Source organism: Xanthomonas sp. NCPPB 1128 (assembly GCF_001043115.1).
Taxonomy (GTDB): Bacteria; Pseudomonadota; Gammaproteobacteria; order Xanthomonadales; family Xanthomonadaceae; genus Xanthomonas_A.
In genome coordinates this window covers 17,333-36,889 of sequence record NZ_LFME01000041.1, presented here as the reverse complement: position 1 = coordinate 36,889, position 19,557 = coordinate 17,333, and the positions used below count along the sequence as shown (strand labels likewise).

Genomic DNA, 19,557 nt, shown 5'->3' with positions numbered 1-19,557 from the left:
GGTTGGGGGTTGGCAAAAGCGTGGCTTCCTGCGCGTGCGCTGTGCCTGAGTGGCTGACCGACCCTCACCCCAACCCCTCTCCCGGGAGGAGAGGGGCTTGGCGTGCCCGCGGGGCCGGAGGGGGCATGCTTGCGTTGCACGAAGCGTGCACCGTGTGCTCACTCTGTGGCCTTTCCAATGAAGCCTGCGACTTCTACGCTGTTGCCCATGCTTTCCTTGCGTTTCGACAATCGCTTCGTCGCCGAGCTGCCTGGCGACCCGGAAACCGGTCCGCGGCGCCGCGAGGTGCTGGGGGCGCTATGGTCGTCGGTCGAGCCGACCCCGGTGGCGGCGCCGCGGCTGCTAGCGTATTCGCCGGAGGTGGCGGCCTTGCTCGGCCTGTCCGAGCAAGACGTGCAGGCGCCGGAGTTCGCCGCCGTGTTCGCCGGCAATGCGCGCTATCCGGGCATGCAGCCCTATGCGGCCAATTACGGCGGCCACCAGTTCGGGCATTGGGCGGGGCAACTCGGCGACGGACGCGCGATCTCCCTGGGCGAGGCGCTGGGCGTGGACGGGCGGCGCTGGGAATTGCAGCTCAAGGGCGCCGGGCCTACGCCGTATTCGCGCGGTGCCGATGGCCGTGCGGTGTTGCGTTCGTCGATCCGCGAATTCCTGTGCAGCGAGGCCATGCATCATCTGGGCGTGCCGACCACGCGCGCGCTGAGCCTGGTCGGCACCGGCGAGACGGTGGTGCGCGACATGTTCTACGACGGCCGTCCGCGCGCCGAACCGGGCGCGGTGGTGTGCCGGGTGGCGCCGTCGTTCGTGCGCTTCGGCAGTTTCGAACTGCCGGCCGCGCGCGGCGACACGGCGTTGCTGCGGCGCCTGGCCGACCTGGTGATCGCGCGCGATTTCCCGGAGCTGCCGGGTACCGGTGGCGCGCGCGATGCGGCCTGGTTCGCCGAGATCTGCGCGCGTACCGCACGCATGGTCGCGCACTGGATGCGGGTCGGCTTCGTGCACGGGGTGATGAATACCGACAACATGTCGATCCTGGGGCTGACCATCGACTACGGCCCGTATGGCTGGATCGACGACTACGATCCCGACTGGACGCCCAACACCACCGATGCGCAGGGGCGCCGCTATCGCTTCGGTACACAGCCGCAAGTCGCGTACTGGAACCTCGGCCGGCTGGCGCAGGCGCTGGCACCGCTGTTCGACGACGTCGCGCCGCTGCACGACGGCCTGGAGCGGTTCCGCGCCGAGTATGCGCAGGCCGAGCGCGACAACACCGCGGCCAAGCTCGGCCTGGAGACCTGCGGCGACGAGGATGTGGCGCTGATGCGCGACCTGCTGGACCTGCTGCAGCAGGGCGAGGTCGACATGACCCTGTGGTTCCGCGGCTTGAGCGCGCTGCCGCTGCAGCCGTGGACGCCGGCGCAGGCCCTGGCGGCGCTGGCGGAAGCGTTCTACGACCCGGCCAGGCTGGCCGCGCAGGCGGCAGCGTTCGAGGCCTGGCTGGCGCGCTATGAGCAGCGCCTGCAGCAGGATCCGTTGCCCGCCGCGACCCGCGCCGCGCGGATGCGTGCGGCCAATCCGCGCTACGTGCTGCGCAACTACCTGGCGCAGCAGGCGATCGACCACGCCGAGCAGGGCGACACCGGCGGCATCGACGAGTTGCTGGAGGTGATGCGCCATCCGTACGACGAGCAGCCCGGGCGCGAGGCCTTCGCGGCGAAGCGTCCGGACTGGGCGCGGAGCCGGGCCGGCTGTTCGATGCTGTCGTGCAGTTCCTGAGCAGGGCCGGCGCGTGCGCTCAGGGCGCGGTCGCGCCGCGATAGCGCCAGGCGGCCAGGAAGGTCGCCACCACTTCCTCGGCCAGCGCCTGCTGCGCGGCCGCGTCCGGCGCCTGGCCATTGAGCATCGCGCCGGGATACGCATAGCCGAAGGTGGCGCCGATGAACGCGGTGGCGGCGAGGAAGGGCGCGTCGACCTGCACGTCGCCACGCAGGTGCAGGGTCTGCAGCAAGGCGCTCAGACGCTCGCGCAGGCGGCCGGCGCGGCGTTGGTGCAGCGACTGCAGCAGGTCCGGCATCTGCGCGCTGGCCTGCACCAGCAGGCGATGCAGGCGCAAGGCGTCGGGCGCGTACAGATGCGCCGGCACGGTCAACGCGATCTGCCGCAGGGTCGCGGGCAGGTCCTGTGCGGTCGCGTTGCCGATGTTCTCCAGGCGGGTCTGCAACTCTTCGCCCAGGGCCTCGAACACCTGCATCAACAGCTCGGCCTTGCTGGAGAAGTGGTTGTACAGGCTCTGCCGGGTCAGCCCGGCCTGGCTGGCGATCTGTTCCAGCGACACGTCCAGCCCATGTTCCAGCAGCAGCGTGCGCGCCGCCGCCAGCAGGCGCGGTCGTGCCGATGCCGGCCGTCCGCGTGGGCGCGCGGGCACGCCCGTTGTCGCGGGCTCGGGCGTCGCCGTCGCAGTTTGCGCATCCTGGCGGCGAAGGGTTGTGCTTCCCTTCATGATTGTTTTTTGTCTTTGAGTAAATTAAATGATCCTCCTCACCGTCCCCAGGATCAAGCGCATGCCCGCGCCTTTCGTCCAGCGCCGCCGCGCGCTGCCGTTGCTGCTGTCCGTCGTCGTGCTCGCGTTCGCCGGCTGCAAGGGCGGAGGCAAGGTGCCGGCACCGGCAGCGAAGACGGTGGAGGTGGTGACCCTGCAGCCGCAGAGCGTGCCGCTGAGCGTGGAACTGGCCGGGCGCACCGTGGCCTCGGAAGAATCGGAGGTGCGGCCGCAGGTCAGCGGCATCCTGCGCCAGCGGCTGTTCGAGGAGGGCGCCACGGTGCGCGCCGGGCAGCCGCTGTTCCAGATCGAACCGACCCTGTACCAGGCCGCGGCCAACCAGGCGCAGGCCAATCTGGCCACCGCCGAGGCCACGCTCGCTGCCGCCACGCTGCGCGCCGAGCGCTACCGCACCCTGGGCAAGACCCGGCTGGCCGCGCAGCAGGACGTGGACGATGCGCAGGCCGCCTACAAGCAGGCGCTGGCCAGCCGCGACGCGCAACGCGCAGCGCTGGACACCGCGCGCACGCAACTGCGCTTCGCCACGGTGCTGGCGCCGATCGGCGGGCGCATCGGCCGCGCGCGGGTGACCCCGGGCGCACTGGTCACCGCCAACCAGACCGATGCCATCGCCAAGATCCAGCAGCTGGACCCGATGAACGTGGACATCACCCAGTCCGGCAACCAGTTCCTGGCGCTGCGCCGGGCGATCGCCGCCGGCGGCGTGCAACCGGCCAGCGCGCAGGTGCGGCTGACCCTGTCCGACGGTACCGCGTACCCGCTGCCGGGCACGCTGGAGTTCGCCGACCTCGACGTGGAAGAGACCACCGGCGCGGTGACCCTGCGCGCGCGCTTTCCCAATCCCGATGCGCAACTGCTGCCAGGCATGTACGTGCGCGCGCTGGTCGGGCAGGGTGTGCGCCAGCAGGCGCTGCTGGTGCCGCAGGCGGCGGTCGACCGCACTCCGCGCGGCGAGGCGGTGGCCTGGGTGGTGGGCGCCGACAACGTGGTGCGCCAGCGCGAGTTCACCACGCTGCGCGCGGTCGGCGACCGCTGGCTGGTGGGCGATGGCCTGAAGCCCGGCGAACGGGTGGTGGTGGCGGGCCGGCAAGGCCTCAGCGACGGCGCCAAGGTGACGGTGAAGACCGCCGCCACGGCTGCGCCTGCCGCCAGCCAGGGCTGAGCCGGCATGCTGCCGCGTTTCTTCATCCACCGCCCGATCTTCGCCTGGGTCCTGGCCATCTGCATCATGGCCGCCGGCGCCATCGCCGTGTTCACCCTGCCGATCGAGCAGTACCCGGACATCGCCCCGCCGTCGGTCAACGTCACCGCCACCTACAACGGCGCCTCGGCGCAGACCGTGGAGGACAGCGTCACCCAGGTGATCGAACAGCAGATCAAGGGCATCGACCACCTGCTGTACTTCTCCTCGACCAGTTCCTCGTCCGGGCAGGCGCGGATCAGCATCACCTTCGACCAGGCGGCCAATCCCGACATCGCCCAGGTGCAGGTGCAGAACGCGGTCAACCAGGCGCTCAACCGCCTGCCGCAGGAAGTGCAGCAGCAGGGCGTGACCGTGGCCAAGTCGCAGGGCGACAGCCTGATGGCGGTGGCGATCTACGACCGCACCGACCGCATGGACAACGTCGACATATCCGACTACCTGGTCAGCACCCTGCAGGACCCGATCAGCCGCATCAACGGCGTGGGCGAGATCAACGTGTTCGGCGCGCAATACGCGATGCGGGTGTGGCTGGACCCGCACAAGCTCAACGCCTATCAACTCATGCCCGGCGACGTGCGCAGCGCGATCCTGGCGCAGAACACCCAGGTCACCGCCGGCGAACTCGGCGCGCTGCCCACCGGCGCCGAGCAGGAACTCAACGCCACGGTCACCGCGCAGTCGCGGCTGCAGACGCCGGAACAGTTCCGGCAGATCATCCTGGCCACGCGCGCGGACGGCTCCAGCGTGCGCCTGGGCGACGTGGCGCGGGTGGAGATCGGCGCGGAGAACTACCAGAACAACGCCACGCTCAACGGCCATCCGGCGTCCGGTTTCTCGGTGACGCTGTCCGCCGGCGCCAATGCGATCGCCACCTCCGACGCGATCCACGCCACCATCGAACGGCTCAAGCCGACCTTCCCGCCAGGCCTGGACGTGGCCTATCCGCGCGACAGCACGCCGTTCGTGCGGATCTCCATCGAGAACGTGGTGCACACCCTGGCCGAGGCGATCGTGCTGGTGGTGGTGGTGATGTTCCTGTTCCTGCAGAACGCCCGCGCCACGCTGATCCCGGCGATCACCGTGCCCGTGGTGCTGCTGGGTACCTTCGGCATACTCGCCGCGGCCGGTTTCACCATCAACACGCTGACCTTGTTCGCGATGGTGCTGGCGATCGGCCTGCTGGTCGACGACGCCATCGTGGTGGTGGAGAACGTCGAGCGGATCATGCACGAGGAGCACCTGCCGCCGCGCGAGGCCACCGAGCGCTCGATGGGCGAGATCACCGGTGCGCTGATCGGCATCACCGTGGTGCTGGGCGCGGTGTTCCTGCCGATGGCGTTCTTCGGCGGCTCCACCGGCATCATCTACCGGCAGTTCTCCATCACCATCGCCTCGGCGATGGCGCTGTCGGCGCTGGTCGCGCTGACCCTGACCCCGGCGCTGTGCGCGACCCTGCTCAAGCCGGTGGAGCAGGAGCGCAAGCTCGGCCGCTTCTTCCAATGGTTCAACCGCAACGTCGAGCGCGGCCAGCAGGCCTACCAGCGCCGCCTCGGCACCCTGCTGCAGCGGCCGCGGCGCTGGCTGGCGCTGTATGCGCTGGTGGCGCTGGCGATGGTCGTGCTGTACATGCGCATGCCCACCGGCTTCCTGCCGGTGGAGGACCAGGGCCAGGTGCAGATCCAGTTCACTACCCCGGAAGGCACCCCGCTGGCCAAGACCCAGGCCCTGGGCGAGCGCATCAGCGATTACTTCATGACCCACGAGAAGGCCAATCTCACCGCCATCTTCATGGTGGTGGGCCGCAACAACGCCGGTACCGGGCAGAACGCCGGCCAGGCGTTCGTGGCGCTCAGGCCGTGGGGCGAGCGCAACCGCGACAACACGGCGCAGGCCATCATCGACCGCGCCAACGCGCATTTCCGCGGGGTCAGCGACGCCAAGATCAGCGTGCTGTCGCCGCCGGCGGTGCGCGGCCTGGGCCAATCCAGCGGCTTCGAACTGTGGATCCGCGACAGCGACGGCGCTGGCCGCGCGGCACTGCTGAAGGCGCAGCAACAGGTGCTCAAGGAGGCCGGCGACGATCCGCAACTGACCGCGGTGCGGCTCAACGGCCTGGGCGACAAGGCGCAGCTGCAGGTGGATATCGACCACGCCCAGGCCAGCGCGCTGGGCCTGGCGCAGAGCGACATCAACGCGACCCTGGCCACCGCCTGGGGCGGCAGCTATGTCAACGACTTCATCGACCGCGGCCGGGTCAAGCGCGTGTACGTGCAGGGCGATGCGCCGTACCGCGCGCTGCCGGAGGACATCGCGCAGTGGTACGTGCGCGGCAGCGGCGGGCAGATGGCGCCGTTCGCCAGTTTCGCCAGCACCCACTGGACCCGCGGCCCGCAGTTGCAGCAGCGCTTCAATGGCCTGCCGGCATCGCAGATCCAGGGCGGCGCCGCCGCCGGCAGCAGTTCCGGCGAGGCAATGCAGCGGATGCAGGCGCTGGTGGCCAAGCAGGAGGGCTTCGATCTGCAGTGGAGCGGGCTGTCCTATCAGGAGCAGTTGTCCAGCAATCAGACGCTGTGGCTGTATACCGCCTCGATCCTGTTCATTTTCCTGTGTCTGGCGGCGCTGTACGAGAGCTGGTCGATCCCGGTGTCAGTGTTGCTGGTGATTCCGCTGGGCGTGGTCGGCACGGTGCTGGCGACCACGCTGGCCGGCTTCGTCAACGACATCTACTTCCAGGTCGGCCTGCTGACCACGATCGGCCTGTCGGCGAAGAACGCGATCCTGATCGTCGAGTTCGCCGAGGCGCGACAGCGTGCGGGCATGCCCTTGCTGGAGGCGACGCTGGAAGGCGCGCGGCTGCGCCTGCGGCCGATCGTGATGACCTCGCTGGCGTTCGTGGCCGGTGTGCTGCCGCTGGCGCTGTCCACCGGCGCCGGTGCTTCCAGCCGCCGCGAGATCGGCGTGTGCGTGATCGGCGGCATGGTCACCGGCACCGTGCTGGCGGTGCTGCTGGTGCCGTTGTTCTTCGTGCTGGTGCGCGGCCTGTTCCGCAGTCCGGCGCGGCAGGATACGGGCGCTGCGGCGGCGTAAGCGGTAGACCGACGAGGCGGCCCCGCGACGCGGTGCCGCCTAGCGACTAGACTTTGCGTTTCCCCACGCCATACGACTGTGCGATGAACGATTCCTCCTGTTGCGGCGCGCCCAGCGACGCACCGGCCCACTGGTCCGGCCGCATCCGCGATATCGCCGATTTCCCGAAGCCGGGCATCGTGTTCAAGGACATCACCCCGCTGCTGGCCGACGGCCCGGATTTCGCCTCGGCGCTGGACGAAATGGCGCGTCCGTGGCGCACCACGCCGCTGCAGGCGGTGCTGGGCATCGAGTCGCGCGGCTTCATCCTGGGGGCGGCGCTGGCGCACGAACTGCGCACGGGCTTCGTGCCGGTACGCAAGCCGGGCAAGCTGCCGGGCAGGACGGTCACCCAGGAGTACGCGCTGGAGTACGGCAGTGACCGCATCGAAATGCACGCCGATGCGCTACCGGCCGGTGCGCGCGTGCTGCTGGTCGACGACGTGCTCGCCACAGGCGGCACCTTGCGTGCGGCCCTGGCGTTGGCGCAGCAACTGGAACTGGAAGTGGTCGGCGCCGCGGTGCTGGTGGAACTGCAGGGGTTGCGTGGACGCGATCGCTGGAGCGAGACCTTGCCGCTGCTGGCGACGCTGACTTACTGAGCACGGCCACTGCCCCTGGCAGCGCAGGTGGCGAGGCCGGGGATCGAAGCGTTGGGCGAGGCCGCGGCGCAGATGCGTCGTGGCAATCGCGCATGGTGCGGGCGATGCCTGACGCCGCAACTGCAGGCACCCTGTCAGGTCGGGTAGATCACCGTTTCCAGGCTGGGGTCCGCATGCGCGGCGGCATGGCTCAGCTGGCCATCGAACGGACCGACCTTGCAGATCCGCCCGTCGTCGGCGAACACCAGGTGCAGTCCATGCTCCGCTTCCCAGTCGCAGTTGCATTCCAGGCTGATGCGCAGGCGGCCATCGCGATAGCGGCGGAGGTAGGCTTCGCTGCCGAACTGCACGTGCTCCCATATTGCGGCGGGGCTGGCGATGTCCGGCGACGGCCATCCGTACTTGGCGCACAGCGCCTGCGTGTGCTTGTAGTAGGCGAACACGTGTGGCGCGGCTGCGGCGAACACTGCGGCGTCGAGCTGCAGGAACGTTGCGATGGCGGACGCTGCGTCGGCCGGGATGTCGCCGGCGTCGCAGTCCTCCAGGATGAAGCAGCAGGTGCCGCGCATCCACGGCACCGGGACCGCGTCGCTCCACAGGGCGCCGTCCTCGTCCGGGCGCAGCGACGCCAGGAGTTGCGCTGTCGTGTTCACAGCTTGGCGACCCGGAACCGGCGGCCCTTGATCTTGCCGGCCTGCAGCTGCGCCAGCGCCTTCCCGGCGTGGGCGCGGGCGATGGCGACGTAGGAGCGGGTGGCGTAGATGGCGATCTTGCCGATCGCCGCGCCGGACAGCCCGGCATCGCCGGTCAGTGCGCCGAGGATGTCGCCGGGACGCAGCTTGTCGGTCTTGCCGCCGTCGATGCGCAGGGTGACCATCGCCGCCTGCGGCAACTGCGCCGGCCGCGCGGTGGCCAGCGGTGCGCGCGACCAGCGCAGCGGCTGGCCCTGTTCGGTTTCCAGTGCCTGCGCACGCGCGGTCTCGCGCGGCGCCACCAGGCTCAGGGCCAGGCCGTGCTTGCCGGCGCGCGCGGTGCGGCCGATGCGGTGGCGGTAGGTCTCGGTGTCGGTCGGCAGTTCGTAGTTGATCACCGCCGCCAGGTCTTCCACGTCCAGCCCGCGCGCGGCCACGTCGCTGGCGACCAGCACGTTGCAACTGCGGTTGACGAAGCGCACCAGCACCTCGTCGCGGTCGCGCTGCTCCATGTCGCCATGCAGCGCCAGCGCGGAGAAGCCGAACTGCTGCAGCGACCCGGCGACCTCGTCGACCTCCTTGCGGGTGTTGCAGAACACCACGCTGGATTCGGGGGTGAAGCGCAGCAGCAGGCCGGCCACGGCCTTCTGCCGGTAGGTGGGGTCGACCTCGAAGAACTGCTGGTCGATTTCCGGTGCGCTGTCGGCGCCTTCTACGGTGATTTCCGCCGGCTCCTTCAGCAGGTCGCGCGCCAATGCGCGGATTTCCTCCGGGAAGGTGGCCGAGAACAGCAGGCTCTGGCGGTGCTTGTCGCAACGGCTGGCGATCTCGCGGATCGGCTCCTCGAAGCCCATGTCGAGCATGCGGTCGGCCTCGTCCAGCACCAGCGTGCGCACCCCGCCCAGGTGCAACGCCCGCTTGCGCGCCAGCTCCTGGATGCGACCAGGCGTGCCGACCACGACCTGCGGGTCGTGCGCCTCCAGCGAGGCCAACTGCGGGCCCAGCGGCATGCCGCCGGTCAGCACCACCAGTTTCATGTTGGGAATGCCGGTGGCCAGCTTGCGCAACTGCTTGCCGACCTGGTCGGCCAGTTCGCGGGTCGGGCACAGCACCAGTGCCTGCGCACGGCTCAGCGCCGGGTCCAGCTTGTGCAGCAGGCCCAGGCCGAACGCCGCGGTCTTGCCGCTGCCGGTGGGCGCCTGCACGATGACGTCCTGGCCGGCCAGGATCGGCGGCAGGCTCTGCGTCTGCACCGGGGTCATGCTGGTATAGCCGAGCGCGTCGATGCCGGGCGCGAGCGCCGGGGAAAGGGAGAGGGTGGCGAAATCGTTCATGCGGCATTTTAGCTGGTGGGGCCGGGACCCGGGGACCCGGGACCCGGAACGTCAACAGCAAAAGGGCATCTCGATTCGCAAGACGCGCCGCTTTTTGCTTCCCGGGTCCCGGGTCCCGGGTCCCGTACAATACCGCGATGCCTCTTATCACTCTGCAGAACCTCGACTACAGCGTCGGCGGCCCCTTGTTGCTGGAAAAGACCGACCTGTCGATCGAGCCGGGCGAACGCATCGCCCTGATCGGCCGCAACGGCGCCGGCAAATCCACCCTGATGAAACTGATCGCTGGCGAGCTCAAGCCCGACGACGGCGAGGTCCGCGTGCAGCAGGGCGTGCGCATCGCCCGGCTGGAGCAGGAGGTGCCGCATGGCGCCGCCGGCAGCGTGTTCGACGTAGTTGCAGACGGCCTGGGCGAGCTCGGCCATTGGCTGGCCGAGTTCCATCGGCTCAGCCATGCCGCCGAGTTCGACGGCGATGCGCTGGGCGCGGTGCAGTCCAAGATCGACGGCGCCAATGGCTGGGCGCTGGACCAACGGGTCAACGAGACCCTGACCCGCCTGGAGCTGGACGGCGATGCCGAGTTCGCGCGGCTGTCCGGCGGCATGAAGCGCCGCGTGCTGCTGGCGCGGGCGCTGGTGTCGGCGCCGGACCTGTTGTTGCTGGACGAACCGACCAACCACCTCGACATCGAGGCCATCGACTGGCTGGAAGGCTTCCTCAAGGGCTGGAACGGCAGCGTGGTGTTCGTGACCCACGACCGGCGCTTCCTGCGTGCCCTGGCCACGCGTATCGTCGAGATCGACCGCGGCCAGGTCAGCAGTTGGCCGGGCGACTGGGCCAACTACGAGCGCCGCCGCGAGGAGCGGCTCAACGCGCAGGCGCAGGAAAACGCACGTTTCGACAAGCTGCTGGCGCAGGAAGAAGTGTGGATCCGCCAGGGCATCAAGGCACGGCGCACCCGCGACGAGGGCCGGGTGCGGCGCCTGGAAGCCATGCGCCGCGAGCGCACCCAGCGCCGCGAACTCGGCGGCAACGTGCGCATGGAGGCTGCGCAGGGCGAATCCTCCGGCAAGAAGGTGATCGAGGCCAAGGAGCTGAGCTTCGCCTTCGGCGCGCGCAGCATGGTGTGCGACTTCTCCACCACCATCCTGCGCGGTGACCGCATCGGCCTGATCGGCCCCAACGGCAGTGGCAAGACCACGCTGCTGAAGCTGCTGCTGGGCGAACTGACCCCGGACGGCGGCGAAGTGCGCGCCGGCACCAATCTGCAGGTGGCGTATTTCGACCAGTACCGTGCCACCTTGCGCGAGGACTGGAGTGCGATCGAGAACGTGGCCGAGGGCCGCGACTTCATCGAGGTCAACGGCAAGCGCAAGCACGTGCATGCCTACCTGCAGGACTTCCTGTTCACCCCGGAGCGCGCGCGTGCGCCGATCACCCGCCTGTCCGGCGGCGAGCGCAATCGCCTGCTGTTGGCGCGGCTGTTCGCGCAGCCGTCCAACCTGCTGGTGATGGACGAACCGACCAACGACCTGGACGTGGAAACCCTGGAGTTGCTGGAAGAACTGCTCGGCGACTACAGCGGCACCTTGTTGCTGGTCAGCCACGACCGCGACTTCATCGACAACGTGGTGACTTCCACCATGGTCATGGAAGGCGACGGCCGCATCGGCGAATACGTCGGTGGCTACAGCGACTGGGTGCGGCAGCGCCCGGCGACGCCGGCCAGCGCGATGGCGGTGGCCAAGGCCTCGGCCACCGCGGCGGCGACCACGCCGGTGGCAGCGGCGGCACCGTCGCCAGCACCTGCAACCGTGCCGGCCAAGCGCAAGCTCAGCTACAAGGACGCGCGCGAACTGGAGCAGTTGCCGGCGCGGATCGATGCGCTGGAACAGCAGGTCGCGGCATTGACCGAGGCGATGACCGACGCGGCGTTCTACCAGCGCGACGCGGCGGCGGTGAATGCGCACACGCAGGCCTTGAGCCAGGCGCAGGCGGACCTGGATGCGGCGTATGCGCGGTGGAGCGAGCTGGACGGGTAAGGCGCGGAGCCGGGGCCTATTGGGCCCGGAACGGCGACCGCTACCGCTAGACGTCTAAGGCCGGCAGGCGCGATATTGCACGCTGGTCGTAGGAGCGGCTTCAGCCGCGACGGGCATTCCCGGTGAATGCGGTCGCGGCTGAAGCCGCTCCTACAAGATGCTCAGTCGGCATCCGTGGGCGCTTCCGGTTCCTCGCTGCCGCCCGCGAACGCGACGAAGCTGACGCCGTCCTGCGCCCACTCGCGGGCGACGTCGTCGAGGATCTCCAGCAGCACGTCGAAGGCCGGCTGCGCCACCGCCTGCAACTGCCCCGCGTCCTCCAGCAGCAGCGCATAGCCGCGCGGTGAGGGCAGCCAGGACAGGTCGCGCAGGCCGTCGGTGAGCGCGTCCCAGTTGCGGCCGAAGCCGGGCGGGAAGTCCAGTTGCGCGGCCAGCCGCATCAGCAGCATGGCCTTGCCGGTGCAGCCGTCCAGGTCGATCCGGCACAGCCGCAGGCCAGCGTCGCGGGCCAGGGCGGCGACGCTGTCCAGGTCGCGGTTGGCGACGCGGTAGACGCCGGAGGCGGCCGGCTCGGCCAGGTTCAGCGCGAACGGGAAGCCGCTCATCGCGCCAGCCCCGCGCCGCCGACCTGGAAGCCGCGGAAACTGTCGTAGTGATCGTCGCTGTAATACCAGACCTGCGGCGGCGTGCCGCCGGTGACGATGCGGCGTGTGCCGCGATGCGACAGGCCTGGCGTGTCGACGGTGTATTCGCGGTAGTAGCCGCGCGGTTGCGCCGGCAGGCGGTCCTCGCGGTTGCCGAACACGCTGCCGTCTTGGCGATGCGGGAACGGGCCGCCACGCAGGATCAGCGCCACCGTGGCGCGCGCTTCGGGCGGCAGGAACGCGGGCAGCTCCGGCGCCGCGGCGTCCGATGCGGCGGTTGCCTTGCCTGGCGCGGTGTACGGCGCCTGCGCGGCCGCGTCGAGCGAGGGTGCGAACTGCTGGTGCGGCGGATGCTGCAGCCCGCGGATGCCCCACAGCCCGCCCACCAGCAACACGATGGCGGCGATCAACAGCACGGGCTTGCGCATGGATTCTCCTGCGGAACGGCGGCGGCGCGCGACATGGCGCCCTCGTGCACAGTATGGGCCGGCCTGCCTGTTCCCGCTCTAAACGCCGCCGGTCACCATCGTGACGCAGGCGATTCACATCCGACTAACCGGGGCGTGGGGCATGGTAGGCGCCGATTCGCAAGGCCGGCCGGCACCGCCGCCGCGGGATGGGACGATGTTTCCCCAGCCGCGCCCTTGGTAAGGTCGCCGACCGTCCCTACCATTGCTCACGCAACGCTCGTCCTTTCGACGGCGAAAGTCCAGGAGAACCGCATGGCCTACACCCTCCCCAAGTTGCCCTACGCCTACGACGCGCTGGAACCGCACATCGATGCGCAGACGATGGAGATCCATCACACCAAGCATCACCAGACCTACATCAACAACGTCAACGCCGCGCTGGAAGGCACCGAGTACGCCGATCTGCCGATCGAGGCGCTGGTGTCCAAGCTGAAGTCGCTGCCGGAGAACCTGCAGGGTCCGGTGCGCAACAACGGCGGCGGCCATGCCAACCACTCGCTGTTCTGGACGGTGATGGCGCCCAACGCCGGCGGTACCCCCAGCGGCGACGTCGGCAAGGCGATCGACAGCGAACTGGGCGGCTTCGACAAGTTCAAGGAAGCCTTCACCAAGGCCGCGCTGACCCGTTTCGGCAGTGGCTGGGCCTGGCTGAGCGTCACCCCCGACAAGAAGCTGGTGGTCGAGAGCACCGCCAACCAGGACAGCCCCCTGTTCGAGGGCAACACCCCGATCCTGGGCCTGGACGTGTGGGAACACGCCTACTACCTGAAGTATCAGAACCGTCGCCCGGACTACATCGGCGCGTTCTTCAACGTGGTCGACTGGAAGGAAGTGGAGCGCCGCTACCACGCCGCGATCGGCTGATCAGCCGCCAGCGCCGCAGCATGAAGAAGGCCGGGTTCGCCCGGCCTTTTTTTGTGTGGATGCCCGACAGACGCGCTGGAAGTGCGGGTGGGTTGTGGCTGCCTGGTTGGTACGCTGGCCTCGCGCGCGTGACCAGCGTGCTTCGGCAGCGATGGCGGCCTACGCCGCATTGGCCGCCGCTTGCGCCGCTCCGTCGCCAGGGCGTCTCTAAAAAGCTAGGGGCGCACGCGTAGGAGCGGCTTCAGCCGCGATGAGCATTCCCGGGAATGCCTGTCGCGGCTGAAGCCGCTCCTACAATCGCGACGATACATCATGCCGAGCTGCGGTAGTAACGCGTTATTAGAGGTGCCCTAAAGCCGCGCCGAGGCTTTCCGTGGAAGGCCTCGCGGCTGAAGCCGCTCCTACAACAGATGCAGTGATGCGTGACGAAAGCAGGGGATCAGCCGTGCCCGATCGTCCTGGGCCGATGGCATGCCGATGCCGATCCATCCCCATGTGCCGCATCGCACGGCATTGATCGCACGGCGCGCGAATGCGCTCAGCCGACCATCCGCTAAGGCGCCGGTTGCAGCGACGCCGGCATCGGGTCCAGCGGCTGCAGCGCCATCGACAGGCCGCGCGTGCCGGCCGCGGGCAGGTCCGGCGCCGGCGCGAACAGGCGCGCGCCATGCACGGGGCGGAAGTGGCCGCGTTCGAAGAACACGTGGTCGGCGGCCGCCGATGTGCCGGGCGCACGAACATCGATGCGATTGCGCGCCGACTCGCCGCGCACGCTGCCGTCCTCGAAGCGCACCGCCAGCGGCGCCAGCTCGGGTGCGCGCGCCGCGGCGAAGAAGCCGCCCGCCAGCAGCGATGGCACGCCCTCGGCGGTGGCGTCGATCCATGCCATCAGATCCTCGGCCTGTTCGCGGCGGCTGGCGCCACCGTCGCGCGCGGCGTGCAGGCGGGTGAAATACAGGTTCACCGGCTGCCCGTGCAGGTCCACCCGCACCAGGCCGGCCACGCTGTAGTCCTCCAGCGGATGCAGCAGGGTCTCGGCTTCCTCCAGCACCGGCAGGCGGGTCAGCAGCGCATTGCCGCGGCGTTGCGGCCGGCTCGGTGGATCGGGGCTGATGAAGTGGCAGTGGTAGCCCAGGCGCGCGGCCAGCCATTGCGCCTGGTTCGGCATCTCCGGTGTCTGCAGCACTTCCTGCAGGGCGATGGCGTCGGGATGCAGGCGCTGCAGCGCCGCGACGATGCGCTCGCGGCGTGCGGTCCAGTCGTCGCCGTCCTGTGCCGCGCGCGGATCGCCGGCGAGCGTGAGGGTGACCACGGTGAGGGGGCTGTCCGGCGCCGCCGCGATCGTCGGCACCGCGTCCGTCGCAGCCTGCGCCTGTGCCAATGCCGCAACGGCCAGCAACAGCCAGCCGGTGCGATGCCATCGGAAGACGCGGGGGTTCATGCAGGCGATGCTACGGCGCAGGGTCTCAGGGTTGCGTATACAGCCGGCGGCGCTGCGGCGTCCGCCACACAATCGCTGCCGCGCAGGGCGCGATCGCGAACATCGCCCCGCCTCAGGCGCACGCGCGTGGAGGCGGGGCGTGACCGGGACGCGGCATGGACGCCGCGGCCTTCGCTCAGTGCTGCAGCACCCCGTCCTTCAGCTGCAGCGGCGCGCGCGCCTCCACCTGCGTCGCCGAACGGCCCAGCAGCAGTTCGTAGTCGCCAGCGGCGATATGCCAGCGGCGCTGCTTTGGATCGTAGTCGGCCAGCGTCTTGGGTTCGGCGACGATGCTGATGTGGCGGCTCTCGCCCGGCTTGAGCAGGACCTTGTCCCAGCCGACCAGGCGGATCGGGGTGTGGTGGCCCTGCGGCAGGCGCAGGTACAGCTGCGGCACGTCGGCACCTTCGCGGTCGCCGGTGTTGCGCACGTCGAAGCTGGCGACGACACGGCTGCCGTCGGCCTGCACCTTGAAGTTCGAGTAAGCGAACGTGGTGTAGGACAGGCCGTAGCCGAACGGATACACCGGCTCCAGGCCGCGCGCGGCGAACCAGCGGTAGCCGACGTTGGCGCCTTCGATGGTGTAGTCGACGTTGCTGCCGGCCGGTTGCGCCGGCTTGAAGCCCAGCCCGGGGATCGACGGCCGCGGCAGTTGCGACACGTCGCGCAGCCAGGTCACCGGCAGGCGTCCGGACGGATTGACCTCGCCCAGCAGCAGCCGCGCCAGGCCTTCGCCGCCACGGATGCCCGGATACCAGGCCTCGAGCACCGCCGGCACCTGCTGCAGCCACGGCATCGCCACCGGGCCGTTGGTTTCCAGCACCACCGCCGTCTTCGGGTTGGCCTTGGCCACCGCCGCGATCAGTGCGTCCTGCTTGTCGGGCAGGGCGATGTCCGGCAGGTCCACCGACTCGGCCGACCATTGCGTGGCGAACACGATGGCCACGTCGGCCTCGCGCGCGAGCTTGGCCGCCGCGGCCGGGTCGGCGCCGCTGGCGTAGTCGATCTGCGCATCCGGCAGCGCCTTGCGCAGCGCCTGCAGCGGCGAGGACGGGTGGAACATCACCGGACCCGGCCAGGTGGTCGGGGCGATCCCCGGCACCGCGTTGCCGCCGTTGACGGTGATGCCGACCATCGACGAACCGCCACCGCCGATCACGCCCTTGTCGGCATGCCCGCCGATCACCGCGATGCGGCGCACGCTGCGCGACAGCGGCAGCAGCTTGCCCTCGTTGCGCAACAGCACCGTGCCTTCCTCGACCACGCGCTGCACGGCCAGGCCGCCGGCGGCATCGTCGATCGGCTGGTGCTGCGGCGGGTTGTCGAAGCTGCCGGTGGCGATGAAGGCGCGCAGGATGCGCTTGACCATGTCGTCCAGGCGCGCCTGCGGCACGGTACCGGCGGCCACCGCCATGCGCAGCGGCTGGTCGAAGTACACCGCCTTGTCGAACACTTCGCCGGCCGACTGCTGGTCCAGGCCGGCCAGCGCCGCCTTGGAGCCGCTGTGCACGCCGCCCCAGTCGGACATCACGTAGCCGGGGAACTTCCACTCCTGCTTCAGCACCTGGTTGAGCAGATAGTCGTGCTCGCAGCCGTACACGCCGTTGATGCGGTTGTACGAGCACATCACCGAGCCGGGCTGGCCGATCTTCAGCGCCAGCTCGAAGGCCAGCAGGTCCGACTCGTGCATGGCTTGCTCGCCGATGTCGGCGCTGTGGGTATTGCGCCCGGTCTCCAGGTCGTTCATCGCGAAGTGCTTCATGGTCGAGACCACGTGCTGGCTCTGCACGCCGCGGATCGATTCGCCGACCATCACCCCGGCCAGCAGCGGATCTTCGCCGGCGTACTCGAAGTTGCGGCCGTTGCGCGGGTCGCGCTGCAGGTTGACGCTGCCGGCCAGCAGGACGTTGAAGCCCTGCTGCCAGGCTTCGCGGCCCATGGTGGCGCCGCCGGCGAAGGCCAGTGCGCGGTTCCAGGTGGCGGCGGTGGCGGGGCCGGAGGGCAGCGCGGTGGCGTGGTCGCCGGGGCGGATGTTGCCGGGGTTGGTCACGCCGACGCCGGCATCGGCCAGTTGCTGCGACGGGATGCCCAGGCGTTCGATCGCCGGCACGTAGCCGGCCGAGCCGATCGCGCCCGGCGGACGCGGGCCGCCGTCCTTGCCCAGCCCGAAGTAGCTGTGCAGCATCTGGAATTTTTCGTCCGGGGTCATCGCCTGCACCAGCAGCGCGGCGCGCCGGTCCGGCGACAGGCTGCGATCGTTCCACGGGCGCTGCGCAGCGGCAGCGGCGTTCGGCGTGGACGCGGTGCCAGCGGCCGTCGCCGGCGGCGCGGCGACGGCAGGCGAGGCCAGCGCGAGGGTCAGGCAAAGGGATCCTGTAAACGTTTTCATATCGGGGCGAACAGCCTCTCTGGCAGATGACGGGAAGGCGCATCGGGGGGAGTTGGGGGGAGATCGGAACCGCGCGTCAGGACGGGGCTTCGTCGCTGCGCATGACCGGGTACAGGCGGTAACGCTCGTCCCAGGAGCTGTGGCGGCGGTAGAAGAATTCCAGCCGCGCCTGCGGGTCCTTGGCGAAGGCGGCGTCGTGTTCGAGCTTGTCCTCGAACTCGGCCTTGAGCGCCGGGTCGCTGGCCAGCATCTGCCGCGCCACGTCCTCGGCGACGTAGTCTTCCATGTATTCGGCGCGTTCGAACGCGCTGTTGAACTCGCCCCATTGCAGCAGCGAGTCCGGCGCCTGCGGCTCCAGCAGCGCCATCAGCAGCCGCGCCTTGGGCTGGGCGATCGGCACGAACAGCGCGCCGGCGCCGATGGCGCGGGTCTCCGGTTTCCAGGCGCCGGCGACGCTGAGCCGCTGGTGGCCTTCGGACGAGCGGGCGGCGAAGTTGGCGGTCTCGGCGCGGAAGGTCTGCACCGGCAGGGTGGCGTCGTGGTCGAGGGTGCGGAAGGCGATGCCGTGCTGGCGTAGCTTGGCGCCGACCAGGGTGGCCTGCGCCGCCGGTATCAGGTAGCCGGCGCGCGGCGCGGCGACTTCCACGCTGGGCACGACCTGGTCGCGCAACGGCACCCGCCATATCTGCGGGGTGCGTTCGTCGTAGCGGGTCATCAGAGCGCCGGAGACCGGCGAGGGCGTGCGCGTGTAGGCGTAGCCGCGGAAATCCACCAGGTGCGAGGCGTCGGTGGTGCGGTAATCCAGCGCCACGGTCTTGCCGCCCAGCGCTTGCGCGCGCGCGTCGGCGGCCAGTGCGTCGGCGCGCCACTGCGCGCCGTGCCGTGCCACCTGCTGCAGCACCGAGACGATGGTGTTGCGGGTGATGCGCACACGCTCGGGGTAGCGCTTCCACGAATGCGTTTCCACCAGCATGCCGAAGCGGTTGCGCAGCTGGAAATAGCCGTGCGAGAAGCGCGGCGTCGGCACGCCGTCCTCGAAGCCGGAGGCCGGGTCGTCGTTGACCACGAACGAGGGGTAGTAGGGCAACGGCAACGAACCCTGCCGCTTCAGGTCGGCGAGCACGCCGTCGCGCAGGCGCAGGCCGTCGCCGCGCAGCGCGGCGTCGCCGGCGTGCAGCGGTTCCACCTGGATCGACACGTCGTGCTCGAACTGCGCGCCGTCGGTGACGTGCAGGTCCACGTACAGCAGCGGATCCCACTGCTCGACCAGGCGCAGCATCGCCTGCATCTCCGGCGCATCGGCCTTGACATAGTCGCGGTTGAGATTGAGGTTCTGCGCGGTGGTGCGCCAGCCCATCTGCTCGGGGCCGCGCTGGTTGGGCCGGTTCCAGGCGCCGAAGCGCTCGTGCCCGTCGACGTTAAACACCGGCACGAACAGCCACACCTGCCTGTCCAGCGCGCCGCGCGCGGCCTGGCCGTCGAGCACCTGCCGCAGCGCCAGGAAGCCGGCCTCCTTGCCGTCGATCTCGCCGGCATGGATGCCGCCCTGGATCAGCACCACCGGCAGCTTGCGCGCCTGCGCGGCGGCCGGGTCCAGCGCGCCCGAGGTGGACACCGCCAGCGCCTTCATCGGCCGGCCTTCCGGGGTGGTGCCGAAATCGAAGCAGCGCACCGCGTGCGGATAGCGCTGTGCGAACGCATCGCACAGCGCGATGGTCTCGGCATAGCGGCCGGTGCGCGCGAATCCGCTGCGCTCGGCTTCGGTGGACAGGCCCGCCTCGCTGGCCAGCGACGGCATGCTGCACAGCAGCATCGGCAACAGCAGGGTGGCCAGCCAGGCTCGGATCATCTCGGCACCGTCTCGGGACAGACCCCCATGATGCGGGCAGCGCGCCGATTGCGAAAGCACCCTGGGGCGTGTCACCCATTCCCGAGCATGCCGCGCCGCGATTGCGCGTGCCTGTGGCAAGGAAGAGCGAGGACGTGGACGTACGTGCGCCACGCCCGAGCGATGACGCGGCCACGGGCGCGCGCAACCGCGGCCCTTCGGGTTGGGCCTGGCAGGCGCGCGGCCGGCGCCGCGCGGCTTGACTGACGGCCAGTCAGGCGCTGCGCCACGCAACGCCGGCCGCGCGCCTGCCAGACCC

General features: G+C 70.0%; 14 protein-coding genes. 6 read left to right on the top strand and 8 right to left on the bottom strand.

Going from position 1 to position 19,557, the window contains the following annotated elements:
- The first annotated feature begins 207 nt into the window (after positions 1 to 207).
- The gene (locus ACP93_RS18895) at positions 208 to 1,779 is read left to right on the top strand and encodes a protein adenylyltransferase SelO (protein ID WP_048492205.1); all 1,572 of its coding nucleotides are present in this window, start codon (positions 208 to 210) and stop codon (positions 1,777 to 1,779) included.
- 19 nt (positions 1,780 to 1,798) lie between these two features.
- Here ACP93_RS18895 and ACP93_RS18890 read toward each other — a convergent pair whose 3' ends face one another.
- A complete protein-coding gene (locus ACP93_RS18890) occupies positions 1,799 to 2,428 on the bottom strand; it encodes a TetR/AcrR family transcriptional regulator (protein ID WP_228136091.1) in 630 nt (209 codons plus the stop codon).
- A gap of 136 nt (positions 2,429 to 2,564) precedes the next feature.
- Between ACP93_RS18890 and ACP93_RS18885 the strand changes: the two genes are divergently transcribed.
- The 3 genes from ACP93_RS18885 (at position 2,565) to ACP93_RS18875 (ending at position 7,495) form a co-directional block, all read left to right on the top strand.
- Positions 2,565 to 3,725, top strand: a complete 1,161-nt coding sequence (locus ACP93_RS18885; RefSeq protein ID WP_048492207.1) for an efflux RND transporter periplasmic adaptor subunit — start codon at positions 2,565 to 2,567, stop codon at positions 3,723 to 3,725.
- Positions 3,726 to 3,731: 6 nt separating this feature from the next.
- Positions 3,732 to 6,854 (top strand): efflux RND transporter permease subunit, encoded by a 3,123-nt coding sequence (locus tag ACP93_RS18880; protein ID WP_048492204.1) that lies wholly within the window; start codon positions 3,732 to 3,734, stop codon positions 6,852 to 6,854.
- A gap of 83 nt (positions 6,855 to 6,937) precedes the next feature.
- Complete coding sequence (locus tag ACP93_RS18875) at positions 6,938 to 7,495, top strand: adenine phosphoribosyltransferase (protein WP_048492203.1); 558 nt, start codon at positions 6,938 to 6,940, stop codon at positions 7,493 to 7,495.
- Between the two features lie 134 nt (positions 7,496 to 7,629).
- Here the strand turns inward: ACP93_RS18875 and ACP93_RS18870 are convergent, their stop codons facing one another.
- A complete protein-coding gene (locus ACP93_RS18870; RefSeq protein ID WP_048492202.1) occupies positions 7,630 to 8,148 on the bottom strand; it encodes a DUF6985 domain-containing protein in 519 nt (172 codons plus the stop codon).
- Positions 8,145 to 9,521: an ATP-dependent RNA helicase DbpA gene (dbpA, locus tag ACP93_RS18865; protein WP_048492201.1), complete on the bottom strand. Its 1,377-nt coding sequence runs from the start codon at positions 9,519 to 9,521 to the stop codon at positions 8,145 to 8,147. The genes ACP93_RS18870 and dbpA overlap by 4 nt, the downstream gene beginning before the upstream one ends.
- A 137-nt stretch (positions 9,522 to 9,658) precedes the next feature.
- Between dbpA and ACP93_RS18860 the strand changes: the two genes are divergently transcribed.
- Entirely contained in the window at positions 9,659 to 11,563 is a 1,905-nt protein-coding gene (locus ACP93_RS18860; RefSeq protein WP_048492200.1) for an ATP-binding cassette domain-containing protein, read from the top strand.
- 161 nt (positions 11,564 to 11,724) lie between these two features.
- Here the strand turns inward: ACP93_RS18860 and ACP93_RS18855 are convergent, their stop codons facing one another.
- Positions 11,725 to 12,168, bottom strand: coding sequence for a barstar family protein (locus tag ACP93_RS18855; RefSeq protein ID WP_048492199.1), 444 nt, complete (start codon positions 12,166 to 12,168; stop codon positions 11,725 to 11,727).
- The gene (locus ACP93_RS18850; protein ID WP_048492198.1) at positions 12,165 to 12,635 is read right to left on the bottom strand and encodes a guanyl-specific ribonuclease; all 471 of its coding nucleotides are present in this window, start codon (positions 12,633 to 12,635) and stop codon (positions 12,165 to 12,167) included. Before ACP93_RS18850 ends, ACP93_RS18855 begins: the two co-directional genes overlap by 4 nt.
- 294 nt (positions 12,636 to 12,929) lie before the next feature.
- On the opposite strand from ACP93_RS18850, the gene ACP93_RS18845 reads away from it, so the two are divergent.
- Positions 12,930 to 13,541: a superoxide dismutase gene (locus ACP93_RS18845; protein ID WP_048492197.1), complete on the top strand. Its 612-nt coding sequence runs from the start codon at positions 12,930 to 12,932 to the stop codon at positions 13,539 to 13,541.
- 553 nt (positions 13,542 to 14,094) lie between these two features.
- Here the strand turns inward: ACP93_RS18845 and ACP93_RS18840 are convergent.
- The 3 genes from ACP93_RS18840 to ACP93_RS18830 form a co-directional block, all read right to left on the bottom strand.
- On the bottom strand, positions 14,095 to 14,982 hold the full coding sequence (locus ACP93_RS18840; protein ID WP_048492196.1) for an endonuclease/exonuclease/phosphatase family protein: 888 nt from the start codon (positions 14,980 to 14,982) through the stop codon (positions 14,095 to 14,097).
- A gap of 175 nt (positions 14,983 to 15,157) precedes the next feature.
- Complete coding sequence (locus ACP93_RS18835) at positions 15,158 to 17,410, bottom strand: beta-glucosidase family protein (protein ID WP_048492195.1); 2,253 nt, start codon at positions 17,408 to 17,410, stop codon at positions 15,158 to 15,160.
- Positions 17,411 to 17,486: 76 nt separating this feature from the next.
- On the bottom strand, positions 17,487 to 19,259 hold the full coding sequence (locus tag ACP93_RS18830; RefSeq protein WP_048492194.1) for a M14 family metallopeptidase: 1,773 nt from the start codon (positions 19,257 to 19,259) through the stop codon (positions 17,487 to 17,489).
- Positions 19,260 to 19,557: the final 298 nt, after the last annotated feature.